The organism is Flavobacterium sp. A45 (assembly GCF_002001005.1).
GTDB lineage: Bacteria > Bacteroidota > Bacteroidia > Flavobacteriales > Flavobacteriaceae > Flavobacterium.
Window position 1 is genome coordinate 17,583 of record NZ_MUNX01000059.1, and the last position, 17,212, is coordinate 34,794.

10 protein-coding genes are annotated in these 17,212 nt (G+C 35.9%); 6 read left to right on the forward strand and 4 right to left on the reverse strand.

All coding sequences use genetic code 11. From position 1 onward, the window contains the following. Positions 1–4 precede the first annotated feature (4 nt). The gene (locus B0E44_RS04420; protein ID WP_077370994.1) at positions 5–3,061 is read right to left on the reverse strand and encodes a TonB-dependent receptor; all 3,057 of its coding nucleotides are present in this window, start codon (positions 3,059–3,061) and stop codon (positions 5–7) included. A 213-nt stretch (positions 3,062–3,274) separates the two neighbouring features. On the opposite strand from B0E44_RS04420, the gene B0E44_RS04425 reads away from it, so the two are divergent. After that, entirely contained in the window at positions 3,275–4,459 is a 1,185-nt protein-coding gene (locus tag B0E44_RS04425) for a LacI family DNA-binding transcriptional regulator (protein WP_077370995.1), read from the forward strand. Between the two features lie 14 nt (positions 4,460–4,473). On the opposite strand, the gene B0E44_RS04430 is transcribed toward B0E44_RS04425, so the two are convergent. Beyond that, a complete protein-coding gene (locus tag B0E44_RS04430; RefSeq protein WP_165688766.1) occupies positions 4,474–5,484 on the reverse strand; it encodes a LacI family DNA-binding transcriptional regulator in 1,011 nt (336 codons plus the stop codon). A 363-nt stretch (positions 5,485–5,847) separates the two neighbouring features. On the opposite strand from B0E44_RS04430, the gene B0E44_RS04435 reads away from it, so the two are divergent. Together B0E44_RS04435 and B0E44_RS04440 are read left to right on the forward strand one after the other, a co-directional pair. After that, on the forward strand, positions 5,848–8,379 hold the full coding sequence (locus tag B0E44_RS04435) for an Ig-like domain-containing protein (protein ID WP_077370997.1): 2,532 nt from the start codon (positions 5,848–5,850) through the stop codon (positions 8,377–8,379). 117 nt (positions 8,380–8,496) lie between these two features. After that, positions 8,497–8,640 carry a transposase gene (locus B0E44_RS04440; RefSeq protein ID WP_254423253.1) on the forward strand — a complete coding sequence of 48 codons (144 nt, stop codon included), beginning with the start codon at positions 8,497–8,499 and terminating at the stop codon, positions 8,638–8,640. 517 nt (positions 8,641–9,157) lie between these two features. Here B0E44_RS04440 and B0E44_RS04445 read toward each other — a convergent pair. Both B0E44_RS04445 and B0E44_RS04450 read right to left on the reverse strand, forming a co-directional pair. Further along, positions 9,158–9,862: a LytTR family DNA-binding domain-containing protein gene (locus B0E44_RS04445; RefSeq protein ID WP_077370998.1), complete on the reverse strand. Its 705-nt coding sequence runs from the start codon at positions 9,860–9,862 to the stop codon at positions 9,158–9,160. Continuing rightward, complete coding sequence (locus tag B0E44_RS04450) at positions 9,859–10,578, reverse strand: sensor histidine kinase (protein ID WP_254423254.1); 720 nt, start codon at positions 10,576–10,578, stop codon at positions 9,859–9,861. Before B0E44_RS04450 ends, B0E44_RS04445 begins: the two co-directional genes overlap by 4 nt. A 276-nt stretch (positions 10,579–10,854) precedes the next feature. On the opposite strand from B0E44_RS04450, the gene B0E44_RS04455 reads away from it, so the two are divergent. The 3 genes from B0E44_RS04455 to B0E44_RS04465 all read left to right on the forward strand — a co-directional run bounded on the left by B0E44_RS04455 (position 10,855) and on the right by B0E44_RS04465 (position 17,209). Continuing rightward, positions 10,855–11,727 carry an ABC transporter ATP-binding protein gene (locus B0E44_RS04455; RefSeq protein WP_077371000.1) on the forward strand — a complete coding sequence of 291 codons (873 nt, stop codon included), beginning with the start codon at positions 10,855–10,857 and terminating at the stop codon, positions 11,725–11,727. Positions 11,728–12,761: 1,034 nt separating this feature from the next. After that, positions 12,762–15,041, forward strand: coding sequence for a M1 family aminopeptidase (locus B0E44_RS04460; RefSeq protein WP_254423244.1), 2,280 nt, complete (start codon positions 12,762–12,764; stop codon positions 15,039–15,041). 461 nt (positions 15,042–15,502) lie between these two features. Beyond that, complete coding sequence (locus tag B0E44_RS04465) at positions 15,503–17,209, forward strand: PAS domain S-box protein (RefSeq protein ID WP_077371002.1); 1,707 nt, start codon at positions 15,503–15,505, stop codon at positions 17,207–17,209. The last annotated feature ends 3 nt before the right edge of the window (positions 17,210–17,212 follow it).

Consider the following 17,212-nt stretch of genomic DNA (forward strand, 5'->3'; position numbering starts at 1 on the left):
TTTTTTAAAATTTAACATTTAAACCTGTCATAAAGGTTTTAACAATTGGATAAGAAATAGCATCTACTTCTGGATCTGAACCCTCCGGAAATTTACTAAAGGTAAATACATCATTACAGGCCACATACAAACGAAGTCCTTGTATTCCTAACTGGTCAGTAATTTTTTTAGTAAAATTATATCCAAATGTGATATTCTTAATTCTTAAATAACTACCATCAACCAACCAAAAATCAGACATTGCATAGTTATTTCCACTGCTTGCATTAGACAATCTTGGATATTCTGAGGCAGCATTTTGCTCTGGAGTGTTACTAGTGCTCCAAAAATTACCATCAATCAGCGTTGGAACATTACCAAATGTTTCCTGAAATGGCTGTACAGCATAATTACTTAACCTTACCTGTTGTTTGCCTACACCATAAGCTACAAAAGAAAAATCCATTGTTTTGTAAGTCACCCTACCATTGAATCCAAATGTATATCGTGGCAATGATCCTCCCAAAATAACCCTGTCCTTATCAGGAGTTACTTTACCGTCTCCATCAATATCAACGTATTTAACATCTCCAGGTTTGGTACTGGCATTTGTTACCGGAGAACTAGCAACTTCTGCGGCTGTTTGAAATATTCCGTTTGATTTATATCCATACCAAGCAGCAAATTCCTCTCCTTCAATATTTGATGTATCCCCAAGTATCGAAGTTCCTTTCAAATCATCAACATTTGTTTTAGCATCGGCTATATTTGCACCTAAACTATATTTCCAGTCTTCTCCAATGCTGTCTGACCAATTAACCGTCGCTTCAAAACCTTTAGAACTAACTTTACCCGCATTTTGAAAAGGTGCTTCATATCCAAGATAAAGAGGAACGTTTAATTTAAGCAAAATATCCTTAGTTTGTTTGTAAAACACATCACCACTTACAGTTAACCTATTTTTTAGGAATGTTGCATCCAAACCTATATCTGTACTTTCCTGGGTTTCCCATGTAATGTCATTAACAGCATAATTAACCTGAGAACCTGAGGTAGGAGCAACAACAGCACCGTTTTGATAGAATAGCGAATTATATAAATTAATGCTCGCCTGATAAGGATAATTCCCAATGCGTTCATTACCTGACTGTCCCCAAGAACCTCTAAATTTCAGGAAATCGACTCCCCACTCTTTAACCGATTTAAAAAATGGCTCTTCTGAAACAGCCCATCCAGCACCCAGAGACGGAAAGAAAGCCCATCTTTGATCCTCATTAAACCTTGAGGATCCGTCATAACGACCGCCAGCCTGCAAATAATATCTGTTTTTAAAATTGTAGGATGCTCTACCAAAATAAGAACTTAATGCTGTTTCATAAGCTGAACCTCCATTATCTCTAAATGTTGGAAGCCCAACATCCAAATAAGGATAATTTGACAAAGTATATGTTGCGCGAGAAGCGGTTATAGTTTCATTGTAGGAATAGTTATTTTCATAACCAACAGTAGCCTCAACATTATGATTATTACTAAAACTATTGGCATAGTTAGCAACAAACTGTCCATTAAACCTGTAATAATAAGGTCTTTCTTCTCTCAATGAAGAAGAAGCCGGCTGCTGTCCTACTGCAACTTTTTTTGATGGATCTAAAACATCTGTAAATTCAACAACCTTAATAAATTGCTTACTGGATGAGTAAATTAAAGTTGGCGCTGCCTGACCAGTTAATGTCAATCCTTTGAGAGGCTTAAAATTTACTGCGATTCTACCCGTTAGGTTACTTACGATATCCTTTTTAAAACCTCCTTCACTGATTTGTGCCAATGCATTTCGACCGTCCTTGCCAAGTGCAAATCTTCCGTCAGAATAATAATCATCAAAGATTGGAGGCATAATTCTAGCATCCAGAAAAATGTTATTATTAAAGATATTGACATCTTTACTTTCTGTTCTCACTGCACTGACATCAAAACTTGCTGTCAGCTTACTGTTGAATTTAAAATCATTGTAAACTCCTGCGTTTAATTTTTTAAAACCACGGTTATCATAGAGTGCTTCACTGGAAGAGTATCCGAAAGTAGCTCTGGTTTTAATGTTTTCAGCACCGGATGAAAACGCTAGATTATGAATTATTCTTGGGGCATTATTTTTAATGATTGAAGACTGCCAATCCGTATCTGGATACAAATCAGGTGTACTTGCATTATTGGCCATATAATTATTAATAGTTGCCTGAGAATATAATGGAGCAGCTCCATCATTAGAAAGATACTCATTATATAACTGCATATACCTAACTGCACCCGTCGTGCCAGGTTGGTTTACAGGCGAAGCTTGAGCATACTCATAACTATAATCAAAACTAGTTTTTCCTGTTTTTGCCCTTTTAGTGGTTACCAACAATACCCCTGCAGCAGCCCTAGAACCATAAATAGCGGTAGAAGCAGCATCTTTTAAAGCTGTTATTGATTCTATATCATCAGGATTTAGATAATCAATATTTCCGGAAGGCACTCCATCAACAATAATTAAAGGATCATTTCCTCCTGTATCCCCCAATGTTGTTACTCCACGAAAACGTATTTTAGACTGGCTGCCTGGTGCCGCTCCATTTCTTGTTACAGTAACTCCAGCCATAGCACCTTGTAAAGCATCAGAAACCTGAACTGTTCTGCGCCCAGCTATTTCCTGAGACTTGACCGTTGCTATTGCACCTGTTAAATCCTTCTTTTTGGCAGAACCGTATCCTATAACAATTACCTCTTGCAATTCCTTGTTTGAGGTTTTCAACACAATATTAAGAGTAGTTTGATCTGAAATTGTTACATTCTTGGTATCGTATCCCATAAAAGAGGCAATGATAACATTTCCTTTAGCTGCCAAGATTTTGAAGCTTCCATCAAAATCGCTAGAAGTAGCAGCAGTTGTCCCGCTTATTTGCAATGTGGCACCAGGAATTGGTTTCCCAGATTCATCTTTAACAATCCCGCTGATTGTTGAATTTTGAGCATAAGTGCTTAGGCAAAGCAGCAGCCCTATAACACACATAATGCATCGAAGATTAAGCAATAATTTGTACATAATAAATTTCGGTTTAGATTGATTAGTAAATTATAATATAGTTTTATAAGCTTATAACATTAAAATATTGTCCCAAATGTATACTTATTACTAGATTTGCACAACGCTCAAAAATGCAATTACAACGTTTTCTCTATCTCAAACGTTTGCACTATCGGTTTCGATAGATATATATTTTTTACCTTTGACAATCAAACTAAAAGAATCATAGCCATGCCTAGAGTTAAATGTCCAAAATGCAGTAAAGTAGAAACAGTTTTAAAGTCAGGTTTCATCAGACAAAAGCAGCGTTATTACTGCAAAGAATGCAATTATAACTTCACATTAAACCATGAGAACAGAAAGGCAAAAAACAAGACCCGTAAGAATTATCAAACTACTATTTTGGATATCGGAAAAGCTATGGGTATCTCTGCTACTACCGTTAGCAGGGCATTACGAGACCACCCAGATATAAGCGCTGTTACCATAAAAGCGGTAAAACAAGTTGCATTAGAAATGGAGTACCGCCCAAATTTAATGGCTCGGAATTTTGCCAACAAGCAAACCCAAACTATCGGGGTAATTATTCCAGATCTAGAATCTACTTTCTTCTCATCAATGTTGGGAGGAATTCAAAAAGTAGCTTCAAAATTCGGTTTCAAGGTAATTATATGCCTCTCTAATGAAGATTATGAAACGGAGATTGAGAATGTACAAGTACTGATTGACAGCCGAGTGGACGGACTGCTAATTTGCCACTCAGCAACAACTACAGCCTTTGATTATATTGACAATTATTGCAAAAAAGGAATCTCTATAGTAAATTTTTACAGAATTAGTCCATCAAATAAAATATCAAAAGTATTAGCCAAAAATACAGAAGGTGCCGAAAAAATAACGGAACATCTCCTAGATCAAGGGTGCAAAAAAATTGGTATCATATTAGGGCCTAAATCTTTGTCAATTACAGAAGAGCGACTACTGGGCTACCTTAACATTTTGAAAAAAAATAAAATGGATATAGACAAAGAACTGATTGCTTATACTGATTATTCTAGCACAAGTATTAACGCTGTAGTTGATGATTGGCTAAACCTTAACGAACGGCCAGATGCCATTTTCTGCATTTCGGATCGCTCTGCAATATTTGCAATCAAACACCTTAAAAAACGCAAAGTTAAAGTACCTGATGAAATTGCAGTAGTTGGCTTCGGGAATGATTTAATGGGTGAATTAATAGAACCATCCCTTACGACCTACAATATACAAACCTCAAAAATAGGTGAAACCACCATGCAGTTATTTCTTCAGGAATATAAAAATGATTCTGATAATGAAACTCAAATACAAACGATCGACGGGGAATTATTAATAAGAGAGTCAAGTATAAAAAAGAAACGGAAGCAAAGTAAATAAATTTAAACAAAAGGTTAAATCAACTTTTGAGTTGAATCCCTAACAAGCAGTTTGGGTCTCAAAACATTTTTTACTTTTTGACCAGTACCGCCTGACACAATATCATTAATTAAAATTTCAGAAGCAAGTTCTCCAAGTTTATGGGGACTCAAATCTACAGTGGTTAAAGACGGGCATAAATATTGCGAGAAAAAATCATTTCCGCAGCCCGCAATAGCTACCGTTTGTGGAACGGAAACGTTTCTCTGATTCAAATAATGAATAATCTCTATTGCTCCTCTATCATAAATACAAAAAATTGCATCTGGCTTTTCGGCTTTATTCAATAATTCTGACACTACAAAAATCTCTCGTTCTCTTTGCAGATCACAATAAAAAATATTTTCTGCTTTTATTTGTTTTCCTACCGATCTTATTCCTGCAATACAGCCATTAATGCGCTGCTGACTCATAATGAGATGCTCGGGTCCTCCTATAATCGCAATGTTATTATAACCTTCTTTTGCCAAATGTTCGCCAATCATAAATCCGGCAACAAACTGGTCATTAGAAACAAAATGGGTATCTAAACCTGTTAGCTCTCTATCAATTGCCAATAACGGTATATTGTTTTTAATAATGTTATTGTGCTCGATAAAATTACTGGTTTCTTTCGAATGCACTATAGCGATACCGTCAACATTAAGTCCAATAAGGGTCTGAATACCTTTTATCTCGTCAATAAAAGAATCTTTGGACTGACAGGTCACAATGAAATATTTTTGCTCAATGGCTCTTTCCTGCATTCCGCTGATGATAGAAGAATAATAACCACGCTCAATATCAGGCACTAACACCCCTATTATACTGCTCCTGTTATTTTTAAAATTTTGCGCAAAAATATTGGGCTGATATCCCAGTTCTCTGGCAGAATCCCTCACAATCAATTTTGTCTTTTCGGTAATATCGGAGTGATCTTTTAGAGCTCTTGAAATAGTTGAAATAGAAAATCCTGTTTTCTCAGCAACATCTTTAATTGTAATCATTTTCTTCTTCATTATGCTAAATTAATAATTTTGCACAAATAATACTATCGTTTGCGCAAAAAAAAGCTATTATTTTCACAAATTACTATTGGAGTTAAGATTACTTTTAGTATTATTGACATGAAAATAAATGATATTTTGCTGTTTTTAAACAATTTAAACCAAAAAATCGGATACTTACGAAAGTTCTAATCCGGACTTAAAATCTCTATTTAAGTATGATTTTTTCTAAAATAATCACAGCAGCTAATTAATAATAATGATGATTAATGCTGGACACTATTGTTTATCTATCTCAAATTAAATCTATTAAAAGAAACCAACCATAAATTTTATTATAAATCAAAAACCAACAATTACATCATGAAAAAATTACTACCCATAATGTTTACAAAAACATTCTTTTACACATCGTTACTATTTTTACTTTTTAGCCTCAATGCTAATGCACAAAATTATCAGTTAGTTTGGTCTGACGAATTTTCCGGCACCGGAGCACCCGACTCTTCTAAATGGGGATATGAATTGGGTGCCAACATTAGAAACAGCGAACTTCAATATTATACCAATAGTACCAACAATGTAAAACAGAACAACGGAAACCTAGAAATAACCGTAATCAAAGAAAATGTAGGCGGGAAACAATACACATCTGGAAGTGTGATCACCTTAAATAAAGCATCATGGACATACGGCAAGATAGAAGGCCGATTCAAAATGCCAAACGGAAAAGGACTATGGGCCTGCTTCTGGACTCTGGGTTCAAACTTCCCTCAAATAGGCTGGCCAAAATGTGGAGAAATTGACATCTTTGAGCATGTAAACAGTGAATCTGTAGTTCATGGAACTACACACTGGGCTGGCGCTAATGAATTACACATTAAAGACGGAACTACTTGTACGGTTGATGTAACCCAATGGCATACGTACTCCATTACTTGGGATGCAAACTACATTAAATGGTTTGTCGATGGTGTAGAATATAAACAATTCAAAATTACTGATGGATACAATTACACATCTGAATATCATCTGCCTCAATATATCTTGATAAATCTTCCTATTGGAGGAACATGGCCAGGATCTCCTGATGCAACAACTGTTTTACCAGCAACCATGTATTGTGATTATATTAGGGTTTATAAAGACACGAACACAACTCCGGTAGCCATCACAGGATTTTCAATATCTCCAAATACTATTAATTTAAATCTTGGCAGCAAACAGGTTATCAACACCAACTTTTTACCAGCTAATGCTACAAATCAAGTGGTAACTTGGACTTCAAGCAATACAGCAGTGGCTATAGTAAACAAATGGGGTCTTGTGACAGGAACAGGTGTTGGTTCCACAACGATAACAGCAACAACCTCCGATGCGAGAACTGCGACCTGTACCGTATCGGTTCAGGACTTTGCAAATATCAACAAGCTTGTTAACGGTAATTTTGATACTAACACAACTGCTACCCAGACACCAACAGGATGGACTGAATGGGGAAGCGTAGCCAATGCGCAAACTTCTGCCTCTACACCTCACTCGCCAGCTTACAAAGGAATTCAATGGGGGTCAACTAATTTTGAAGTTGCTGTTTCTCAGACATTAACAGGATTAGCAAATGGGAATTACACCATGAAAGCGTGGGTACGCAGCTCTGGCGGGCAAACTTATGCTACTATGTACGCAAAAGGATATGGCGGCGCTGACCAGAATTACTCTGTAGCCACAAGTATTCCAAACTGGACACAAGTACAAATCAACAATATCAAAGTCACAAATAACACCATAGAAGTTGGTTTTTATCAATTAACTGGTTCAGCAAATAAATGGCTGGATTATGATGATGTTGAATTTTATCTGTCTCCGGTTGCACTAACTGGATTGGGGCTTTCAAATACTAATATAACTATGCCAGTTTCCAGCAGCAGAACAATCAACACTATTTTTACACCAACTAATGCAACCAATCAAAATGTAATTTGGACTTCAAGCAATAGTGCTGTGGCAACAGTTAATAATTTAGGAATTGTAACAGCCGTAAGTATAGGTTCAGCAACAATAACGGCAACTGCATCTGACGGCAAAACCGCAACATGTAACGTATCTGTGCAGAACTTAGTAGGAGTAAATAAATTAGTAAATGGAAATTTTGAAGCAAATACAACTGCAACACAAACCCCAACTGGCTGGACAGAATATGGACCAGGAGTTGCAAATGCACAAACTTCTTCTGCTTCACCTCATTCTCCAAACTACAAGGGAATTCAATGGGGAAATACAGCATTTGAAGTTTCGGTTTTTCAATCTCTTAGTGGAATCGTAAATGGAAATTATACTATGAAAGCTTGGGTTCGCAGTTCTGGCGGACAAAGCACAGCTGTTATGTATGCAAAAAATTATGGAGGAGGTCCGATAGAATACCCTTTAAATACAAATATTTCCACTTGGACAGAGGTACAAATCAATAATATTATGGTGACTAACAACAGTTGTCAACTAGGTTTTTATCAATACTCAGGAGGTGCCAATAAATTTCTTGATTATGATGATGTTGAATTTTATTTAACATCAGCTGCATCTACAACAACACTTTCGTCTAAAAAAACTAAAACTTCAACTCTAAATACTGATACTTCCAAAAATGTTTCATCAGAAGAAAATTTTATTGTCTATCCAAATCCTGTAAAATCAGGTGCAATATTAAATATAAGATCTAAAGAAACTTTACCATTTGATGTTGTGATTGTTAATTTAGAGGGTCAGGTAGTTTACTCTCAATTAAACAATCTAGACAATTTTGCTACAATGCGAGTACCCAATTTAAACAAAGGGATTTATTTCCTCAAAACAACAAATACCATAAGTACCCGAATTCAAAAAATACTGATAGAGTAATAAAATTCTAAGACACTATGATTTAGTGACAATCCAAAAAATTATAAATCTAAAAACAGGGTTTGCTTTTTTAATTAAAAGCAAACCCTGTTTGAATTTAAAACAAATTAATTATTAATCAATTTAAACTATTTTGATAATAGAAACACGAATGCTTCTGCCGAACCTTTCAATGCAAAAATAAAAGCTTTTAGAAGTCAATTTAAAGGAGTGAGAAATATAGATTTTTTCTTGTTCAGATTATCCAATCTTTTTGCATAATCCCCAACTTTTGCACATAATCTTGTGAAGCGGAGAAACGAAGCGGAGCAATAAAAATAACTGCTGTTTTATTGTGCTAAGTAGTGTTTTCGGAATGGAGGAAGGAGGCTTTTCTGCCAACGACCGACTGGAGCTGCTGAACGGAACAAAGAGAACGACAGAAGAGATACCGCTTGATTGCCCGTGATTATATCGAGACAGTCTTTGTTGATCTAAAGCAGTAAGCCAACGTGTTAAATCATTAAAAATAAACACTTTACATAACTTATTTTAATATATATATATTTATAAAAGAGTGACTTCAATCGTTGTTTTTAAGAATGCTAATATCAAGTATATTTGATTTTGCTCATAGTTTAATGAGTTTGTGAATCGGTTAAGAAAAAAGAATCAAGTTGTGGACAACAAGGCTTTTGCTCACTTATTTTTAATGTTCACGAAAACGTGAACAGGCATTGTTTGAGAATGAAAATTGTGAATTGAGCTATCAAAATAACTAATCAGAAACTTAATGCTCCTATTTTAAAAGTCGATCTAACTGTACCTTAAATAATTTTCCAATAGGCACTGTGTAATTTTCAAGAAATATCTGATTTCCTTCTATGCGTTTGATGTGCTTGTGTGCTACGATAAACGAACGATGTACTTGAATAAAACTGTCAATGGGCATGAGTTCCATCATTGAAGATAATTTTCCACGCGTGGTAATGATTTCTTCTTTTAGCACAATTTTAATATAGTTGCCCGAAGACTCTACAAACAAAAGATCATCAAGTACAATTTGTGTGTATTTGTTATCTGAACGAAGAAAAAACCTTTCCTGCTTTTCGTCGGCAACTACATTTTGCGAGTTAGATGCAATTTTAGGAGTATCTGTACGTGCCTTGTTGATTGCTTTCAAAAAACGTTCGAATGAAAAGGGTTTAAGTAAGTAATCAACAATGTTTAATTCATAACCTTCTAAGGCATGCTCTTTATAAGCAGTAGTAACAATTACCTTTGGCAAATTGGGAAGTGTTTTTAGAAATTCAAATCCTTGCAATTTAGGCATATTCAGATCCAGAAAAATTAAATCCACCGTATTATTATTGAGGTATTCAATGGCTTCAATGGCATCGTAGCAGTCTTGCATCAATTGCATATTGGGCAACAGCGAACAATATTTTTTGATGATGTCGTGTGCCACCGATTCGTCATCCACTATAATGTATCTAATACTCATAAAGTAAGTCTTAATCGAATTTTATAAATAGCTGCATGGTTAGTAGTTATTTCTAATTCATGTTTGTTCAAATAAACCAATTCTAGTCTTTTTTTCAGATTATTCAAGCCAATGCCTTGATTACCTGATTGCTCATCGGCATCAAAATTATTTTCAATTTCAAAATCAACATGCTGCAATGTAGCCTTTAAGCGAATGTAAACAAATGCATCTTTTCTTAGTTTTTCTACCCCATGCTTAAAAGCGTTTTCAACCATAATAATAAATAGCAATGGCATGATTTTTATACTCCGATCTTCTGCATCTACATCAAAGCGAATAGTAATCTCCTTATGGTATCGCATTTTATGCAAATCCATGTAGTTTTCAAGATAAGTGATTTCATCCGCTAAGGTAACCCAATCATTTTGTCCTTCATAAATACTATACCGCATCATGTCAGATAATTTGAGAATTAACTGCTGTGCTTTAGCTGTGTCTAGTTCTACCAATCCATACAAATTATTCAAGGTATTGAAAAAAAAGTGCGGATTAACCTGACTTTTCAGATGCATTAATTCAGCTTGTGTCTTATCTTTTTTTAGTCGAAGTATGAATTTAATCTGAATAATTAACCAGCGTATCATCCAGACTATCATCGAAATGAAAAATAGTAGAATGAAAATGTGATAATCTTCTTCTTTTCCAAAAAAATCATTAAAAACCACAATTAACATGGTGGACACGATGAAAAAGTAAGGCACCAGCCTTTTAAGAAATTGCTTATTGAATAGTTTTTGCCATAAAGTCATCATACAAAATTACACAAAAATTCAAGCCCTATAGAATGGTTGTTACAGATTTATCTGTAGGTGTGATGAACGTACTGTTTATAGATATCAAGTGCTTTTGTCACACGATCGCAACCATTCAAACCTGCCCTTTATATATCTGTCCCAGTTCTTTTTTTATTCATTTAATTCCGCATAATATTGGCTTAAAAATAATTAATCATGGACAATCTAATCATATCTGACCTTTCTAAAACATACAGCAACGGAGTTAAAGCACTTCAAAACGTATCATTACAAATACCCGTAGGGATGTTTGGTCTACTGGGACCAAATGGCGCAGGCAAATCAACTCTCATGCGTACTATAGCGACCTTACAGGAAGTGGATTCCGGAAGTATTCATTTAGGAAGTCTCAATATTTTAGAAAACAAGAATGAATTGAAAAAAGTACTGGGTTATCTACCTCAACAATTTGGTGTATATCCAGCACTATCTGCTGAGATGTTATTGAACCATTTGGCGGTTTTGAAAGGAATTATGAATCGAATAGAGCGTAAAGAAATTGTGCATGCACTTCTTCATAAGGTAAACCTCTATGAAGTTCGAAAGCAAAAATTGGGTGAGTTTTCTGGAGGAATGAAACAACGCTTTGGCATTGCTCAGGCATTACTGAACAACCCTAAGTTGCTAATTGTAGATGAACCAACAGCAGGACTAGATCCTGTGGAACGCAACCGCTTTTATAATCTATTAAGTGAAGTGGGAGAACAAACCATCGTAATTCTCTCAACACATATAGTTGATGATGTAAAAGAATTATGCACCAAGATGGCCATCATTAACAAAGGCAAAGTGGTTATTCAGGGAAATCCCATCCAAATCATAGAAACCCTGCAGGGGCGATTGTATGAGAAGACGATACACAAAAACGAATTGGAACAATACAAAAACGAATATCAGGTCATTAGTGATCGCCTGTATTTAGGAAAACAAATTGTTCATGTAATCAGTGACACACCCCCCGGTTCAACGTTCAAACTTATTGAAGCTAATCTGGAAGATGTTTACATGTCTCAAATTCTTAATTCTTAATTCTTAATTCTTAATTCTTAATTCTTAATTCTTACCACATGCTATACGAATTTTTCCTATTCGAAATTAAATACCGATTGAAACGACCTGAAACGTATCTCTTTTTTCTGCTTCTATTTTTATTCTCGGTCGTAGGCGTTGAATTTATCTTTCAAGGAATAGATTTAGGATTAGTCAAGAAGAATTCGCCGCTTGTAATTGCTAAAGCCATGGGTGCCATTACGGGATTGTCCATGATTATTGCGTCTATGATTATGGGCGTTTCTGTACTTCGTGATTTTCAATATGACGTTACATCACTTATCTATGTCAACCCTATCTCCAAGAAGAATTACTTATTAGGCCGTTTCTTGGGATCCTTTGCTGTGTTACTCTTTATTTTCAGTGGTGTGCTCTGGGGAATGATGACAGGAAAATTTATGCCCTGGAATGATCAAAGTGAATTTATGTCCTTTCAATTTATTAATTATCTCCAGCCCTTTCTTTGGGTGGTTTTACCCACCTTGTTTTTTGGTGCTTCAGTATTTTTTGTGACTGGTGCGCTCAGCAAAAATTTGATGGTTGTATACACTCAAGGCGTGGTCATTTTTGTTTTGTTTATGATTACTAAAGGCATTACGGATGAAACGTTTCAGGCGTTATTGGATCCCTTTTCGCTCACTACATTAACTAAAGCAACCAAAGGTTGGACGGTAATGGATAGAAACTCTCTCCTTATTCCTGTGTCGGGTATTATGCTGCTTAACAAACTCTTCTGGATAACTTTGGGCATTTCGGTGCTGACGATTGGATACATCAAGTTTCAGCTGATGGTAATAAATCAAAAGACTTTCAATAAAAAGCAGAAACAAAAAGCTAAAACATTACCGGATACTTTCACTAAAAGCCTACCCTCTGTTACACCTGTCTTTCATATTAAGGCGCAATTCGCACAGCTATTGCTTAATACCTGGTTTCATAGCGTGTCCATTCTCAAGCTCATTTCCTTCTGGGCAATTATCCTTTGTTGCTTTATTATTATTCTTGTCAATTCGGTGAGCTTAGGCACCTCCTATGGAGTAGATAGTTATCCTACCACGTATTTCATTATCGAAGAATTGCGCGAGATGTCCATTTACTTCTTCATGATAATTTTAGTTTTTTATTCCGGTGAGATTATGTGGAAGGAAAGGGATGTAAAGCTTGACCTCATTCACGATGCCTCTCCCCTCTCTAGTTTTGTTAATGTGAGCAGCAGATTTCTGGCATTACTGTTCATCTATGCCATTGTGATGCTTTCGCTCATTGCTGCTGGCATTCTTTTTCAAACATTGAACGGCTACTATAGATACGAGTTGGACGTCTATTTCTTCGGATTTTTTTTAGAGTTATTTCCATTTTTGGCCTTGTACACATTTGCATCCATGTTCTTTCAAGCACTTACCGGAAACAAGTTTATCGGGATGCTCGCGACCATAGCATTCGCTATCATCAACGTAGCCATTGGCATATTTGGTTTGGAACATGCCTTACTTAACTTTGGTGGACAGGCATTGACTCCATACTCGGATATGAATGGTTTTGGACACTTTCTTAACGCTTATCTCTGGGTAAAAATCTATTGGGTACTGTTTGGTTTACTGCTCTTGATCTTCGCTAGTGTTTTAATGGTAAAGGGAACCGAAACGGGATTGAGAAAACGAGGGACGAGCGGACTAAAGCAAATGGGGAAACCGTTGAGAATTTTCAGTTTAGTTTGCCTGACGCTCTTTATCAGTATAGGAAGTTATATTTTTTACAACACCAATGTGCTAAATGAATTTTGGACTAAAGGTGAGCAAGATGATTTTAGAACTGGTTACGAAAAGACGTTAAAGCAGTTTGAATATATTCCACAGCCTAAAATTACAGATGTCAATCTGAAAATCAACCTGTTACCATCACAAAGAGCCTATGAAATAACAGGTTACTATATTGTTACCAATACATCACAAGTACCCATTCGGGAAATTCATGTACAAAAACTATTAGAGTCAAACGTGGAATTAACGGATGTAACCTTTGATCGTAACGCAAGAACAAACAACAGGTATAAAAAATATCATTATACCATTTACCAATTGAGCCAATCGTTAGCTCCCGGTGATACACTGAAAATGAATTTTAAACAAACCTTACGTCCAAAAGGTTTTGAAACGGACAATTCTGATATAGATGTCGTTTATAACGGCACTTTTTTTGACAATGCGGTATTACCGACTTTTGGTTATCAAAAAAAATATGAACTGCAGGATGAGGAAGATCGAAAAGATTTTAAGCTGGCTCCACGACCGCAAAAATCCAAGCGTGATGATGTAAGAGAACTGGTGAATGCACGCAGCGGAAGTGATTCGCATGGCATTACCTTAGATATAGTAATCAGTACAGAAGCACCACAAACAGCACTCACTTCTGGCGATTTAGTGGCGACATGGAATACAAGTGGCCGCAATTATTTTCATTACAAAACCAATCAGCGGATTATCCACTTTTATCCTATTGTATCAGGCCAGTATGAGGTAATGAGAAACACCTGTATTCCATCAGGCAATACTTCAAAGGAGCATGTTGATTTAGAGATTTATTACCAAAAAGGACATGAATACAACCTCACGCGTATGATGGAATCTATGAAAATGTCCTTGAATTATTACAGCAAACATTTCAGTCCTTACCAATACAAACAGCTCCGTATTGTGGAGTTTCCAAGGTATCGAACATTTGCACAATCACTGCCAGGTATTATTCCTTTTTCGGAGGCTATTGGTTTTGTAATGAACATTAATGATAAAAAAGATGTGGATATGGCATTTTATATTACGGCCCATGAGGTAGCTCACCAATGGTGGGGTCTACAATTGGAAGCTGCAAACGTACAGGGACAAAATATGATTTTAGAAACACTGGCGCAGTATTCTGCCATAATGGTGCTTAAAGAAAAATACCCGGATGAAAAAGTGGAGCAGTTTTTGAAGTTTCAATTGGATGAATACACAGAAGCTAACTTAAAGTCGAGCAAGAAGGAACTACCATTGGCATTAGTTGAAAATGAAGAACACATCTACTACAACAAAGGAGCACTCTCTATGTATGAATTACAGAAACAGATTGGAGAAGAAAATGTAAACAAGGCATTACAGCATTTTCTGAAAGACTGGCATTCTTTCAATAATTCCCAAAAACCCAATCGCTATGCAACTACCGTGGACTTAATTAAGTATTTTCGTGAAGCAGCTCCAGATTCGAAGCAACATGTTATAACAGATCTTTTTGAACAAGTGAATAGCATTAAGTAAAGCAAGGTGCTATTGGTCATTGTAAAGTGACAATAAAAAATAGATAACTATCTTAAAATAAAAAGTAATATGCAAGAAATCAATTCCATCAGCATTTTGGAGAAATTTTCATTGTTTAAAAAGCTATGGCTCCACGAAGTCTCATGCCTTTGTGTTTTTTTTTTAAGTTCTTGAAAGCCATAAGCGTAATAAAAGTCTCCTGACTTTTTCCCAGAATATTTTCAGAATGCAATGTTATTTCCGCTACTACAACGGATTTGGGCAATTAGCTTAATGAAAATCACAATACCCGAACCGCTAACAGCCAATAATCGCCATTGCTAACTTTTCGTTTCGGGAACGTTTATTTTCTTAACTTGCGTTTCGTAATAATCGAAAGAATTATTTCTATTAGACGAAACAGAGCCTATTGGCGAAACGTTGGCAGAAAGTATATAAAGCACAGGGAAAATAATTGAAAAATGAAAGAGAAAAAAGAAGACTTCAACAGCTACTTTTACCAGCAGGCATCAAAACTGGCTAGAATTGGAAGTTGGGAATTTGATGTGGTAGCTGACAAAATTTACTGGTCAAATATTGTACACGAACTCCACGAAACAAACCCGAAAACTTTCATCCCTGATTTAGGAACATCTCTTAGTTTTTATAGGGAAGATTTTCGGTCATTGGTAAATGAAATTTTACAAAATTGTATTGAAACTGGTGCAGCATTTGACTTTGAAGCCGTTATAGTCACTAAAAAGAAGAAAGAACGATGGGTTCGGGTTATTGGTAATGTAGAAATGGTTGAAGGGAAATGCCAGCGGATGTATGGCAGTTTTCAGGACATTCATGTTTCCAAAATGCTGGAGCTTCAGATTCGGGAGATTTTGGGAAGTATATCTGATGCTTTTTATACCGTTGACAAAAACTGGAAATTTACTTATTTCAACAAGGAAGCCGAGAATTTACTCTTAAAGAAGGCTGATGAAGTTTTGGGCAAGAATATTTGGGAATTATTTCCAGCAAGTGCAGATACTCCTATTCGGAAAATTTATCAAAGGGTCGCCCGATCAAAGAGAAAAGAATCCTTTGAATATTATTACCCGGGAGATGGAAAATGGTATGAAATAAATACCTATCCATCGCAGGGCGGGGTATCTGCCTACTTCAAGAATATTGATGAACGAAAGCATGCCGCAGAAGAACTTGAAAAAGCTTATCAGGAAAAAATCAACATTCTGGAAAGTATCGGAGATGCTTTTTTCTATGTTAACAAAGATTGGGTAGTAACCTATTTAAATAAAGAAACAGAGAAGGTATTGCATAGAAAAAGGGATACCCTGATTGGCAAAAACCTTTGGGATGAATATCCTGACGCCATTGAGACCGACTTTTACCGACAATATCATAAAGCCATGGAAACTCAAGAAAATTTGACTTTTGAAGAGTTTTACCCTGCGTTGAATGTATGGCTAGAGGTGACGGTATATCCTTCAACCACCGGACTATCTGTATATTTTAAAGATATTACGCTGAGAAAAGAGTCGGATATACGCCTGCTTCAATCCAATGAACGCTTTGAAAAAGTTGCAGAAGCGACCAATGATGCAATATGGGATTGGAATATCTTAGAAAACACCCTATATTGGGGGGCTGGTTTAAAAAATCTTTTTGGATACGAATTTGAAAAAACAACTCCAACTTTGGAAACCTGGACCAATCACATTCACCCTGAGGATCGGGAATGGGTATTGCAAAGTATTTATGGAGCACTCGAAAAACCCGACCAATCTGACTGGATTGCCGAGTATCGTTATCAAAAAAATGACGGTACTTTTGCCGATGTTATTGACAGAGGAATTGTAATCAGAGATAAAAAAGGAAATCCTATCCGTATGGTAGGAGCCATGAATGATATCACGGAGCGAAAGAATTTTGAAATAAGCAGAAGTAGATATGTGAGCCAAATTGAAATACAGAATGAAAAACTTAAAAATATTGCTTGGACTCAGTCGCATATTGTGCGGGCCCCTCTCGCAAGAATGTTGGGGATTATGAATGTTATTGAGGATAATAATAAAAGTCTGGATGATACTTTAATGTGGCTAAAACATTTGAGAGATTCCGCAAATGAATTGGATGAAATTATAAAGGATATGGTCGACAAAGCACAACACTTAACTTGAAGA

What these genes read in the sequence shown, in the direction of transcription:
- B0E44_RS04420 (WP_077370994.1), bottom strand. Translation starts at nt 3,061, where the DNA reads ATGTACAAATTATTGCTTAATCTTCGATGCATTATGTGTGTTATAGGG.
- B0E44_RS04430 (WP_165688766.1), bottom strand. Translation starts at nt 5,484, where the DNA reads ATGATTACAATTAAAGATGTTGCTGAGAAAACAGGATTTTCTATTTCA.
- B0E44_RS04450 (WP_254423254.1), bottom strand. Translation starts at nt 10,578, where the DNA reads ATGTTAATTGTGGTTTTTAATGATTTTTTTGGAAAAGAAGAAGATTAT.
- B0E44_RS04455 (WP_077371000.1), top strand. Translation starts at nt 10,855, where the DNA reads ATGGACAATCTAATCATATCTGACCTTTCTAAAACATACAGCAACGGA.
- B0E44_RS04435 (WP_077370997.1), top strand. Translation starts at nt 5,848, where the DNA reads ATGAAAAAATTACTACCCATAATGTTTACAAAAACATTCTTTTACACA.
- B0E44_RS04445 (WP_077370998.1), bottom strand. Translation starts at nt 9,862, where the DNA reads ATGAGTATTAGATACATTATAGTGGATGACGAATCGGTGGCACACGAC.
- B0E44_RS04465 (WP_077371002.1), top strand. Translation starts at nt 15,503, where the DNA reads ATGAAAGAGAAAAAAGAAGACTTCAACAGCTACTTTTACCAGCAGGCA.
- B0E44_RS04425 (WP_077370995.1), top strand. Translation starts at nt 3,275, where the DNA reads ATGCCTAGAGTTAAATGTCCAAAATGCAGTAAAGTAGAAACAGTTTTA.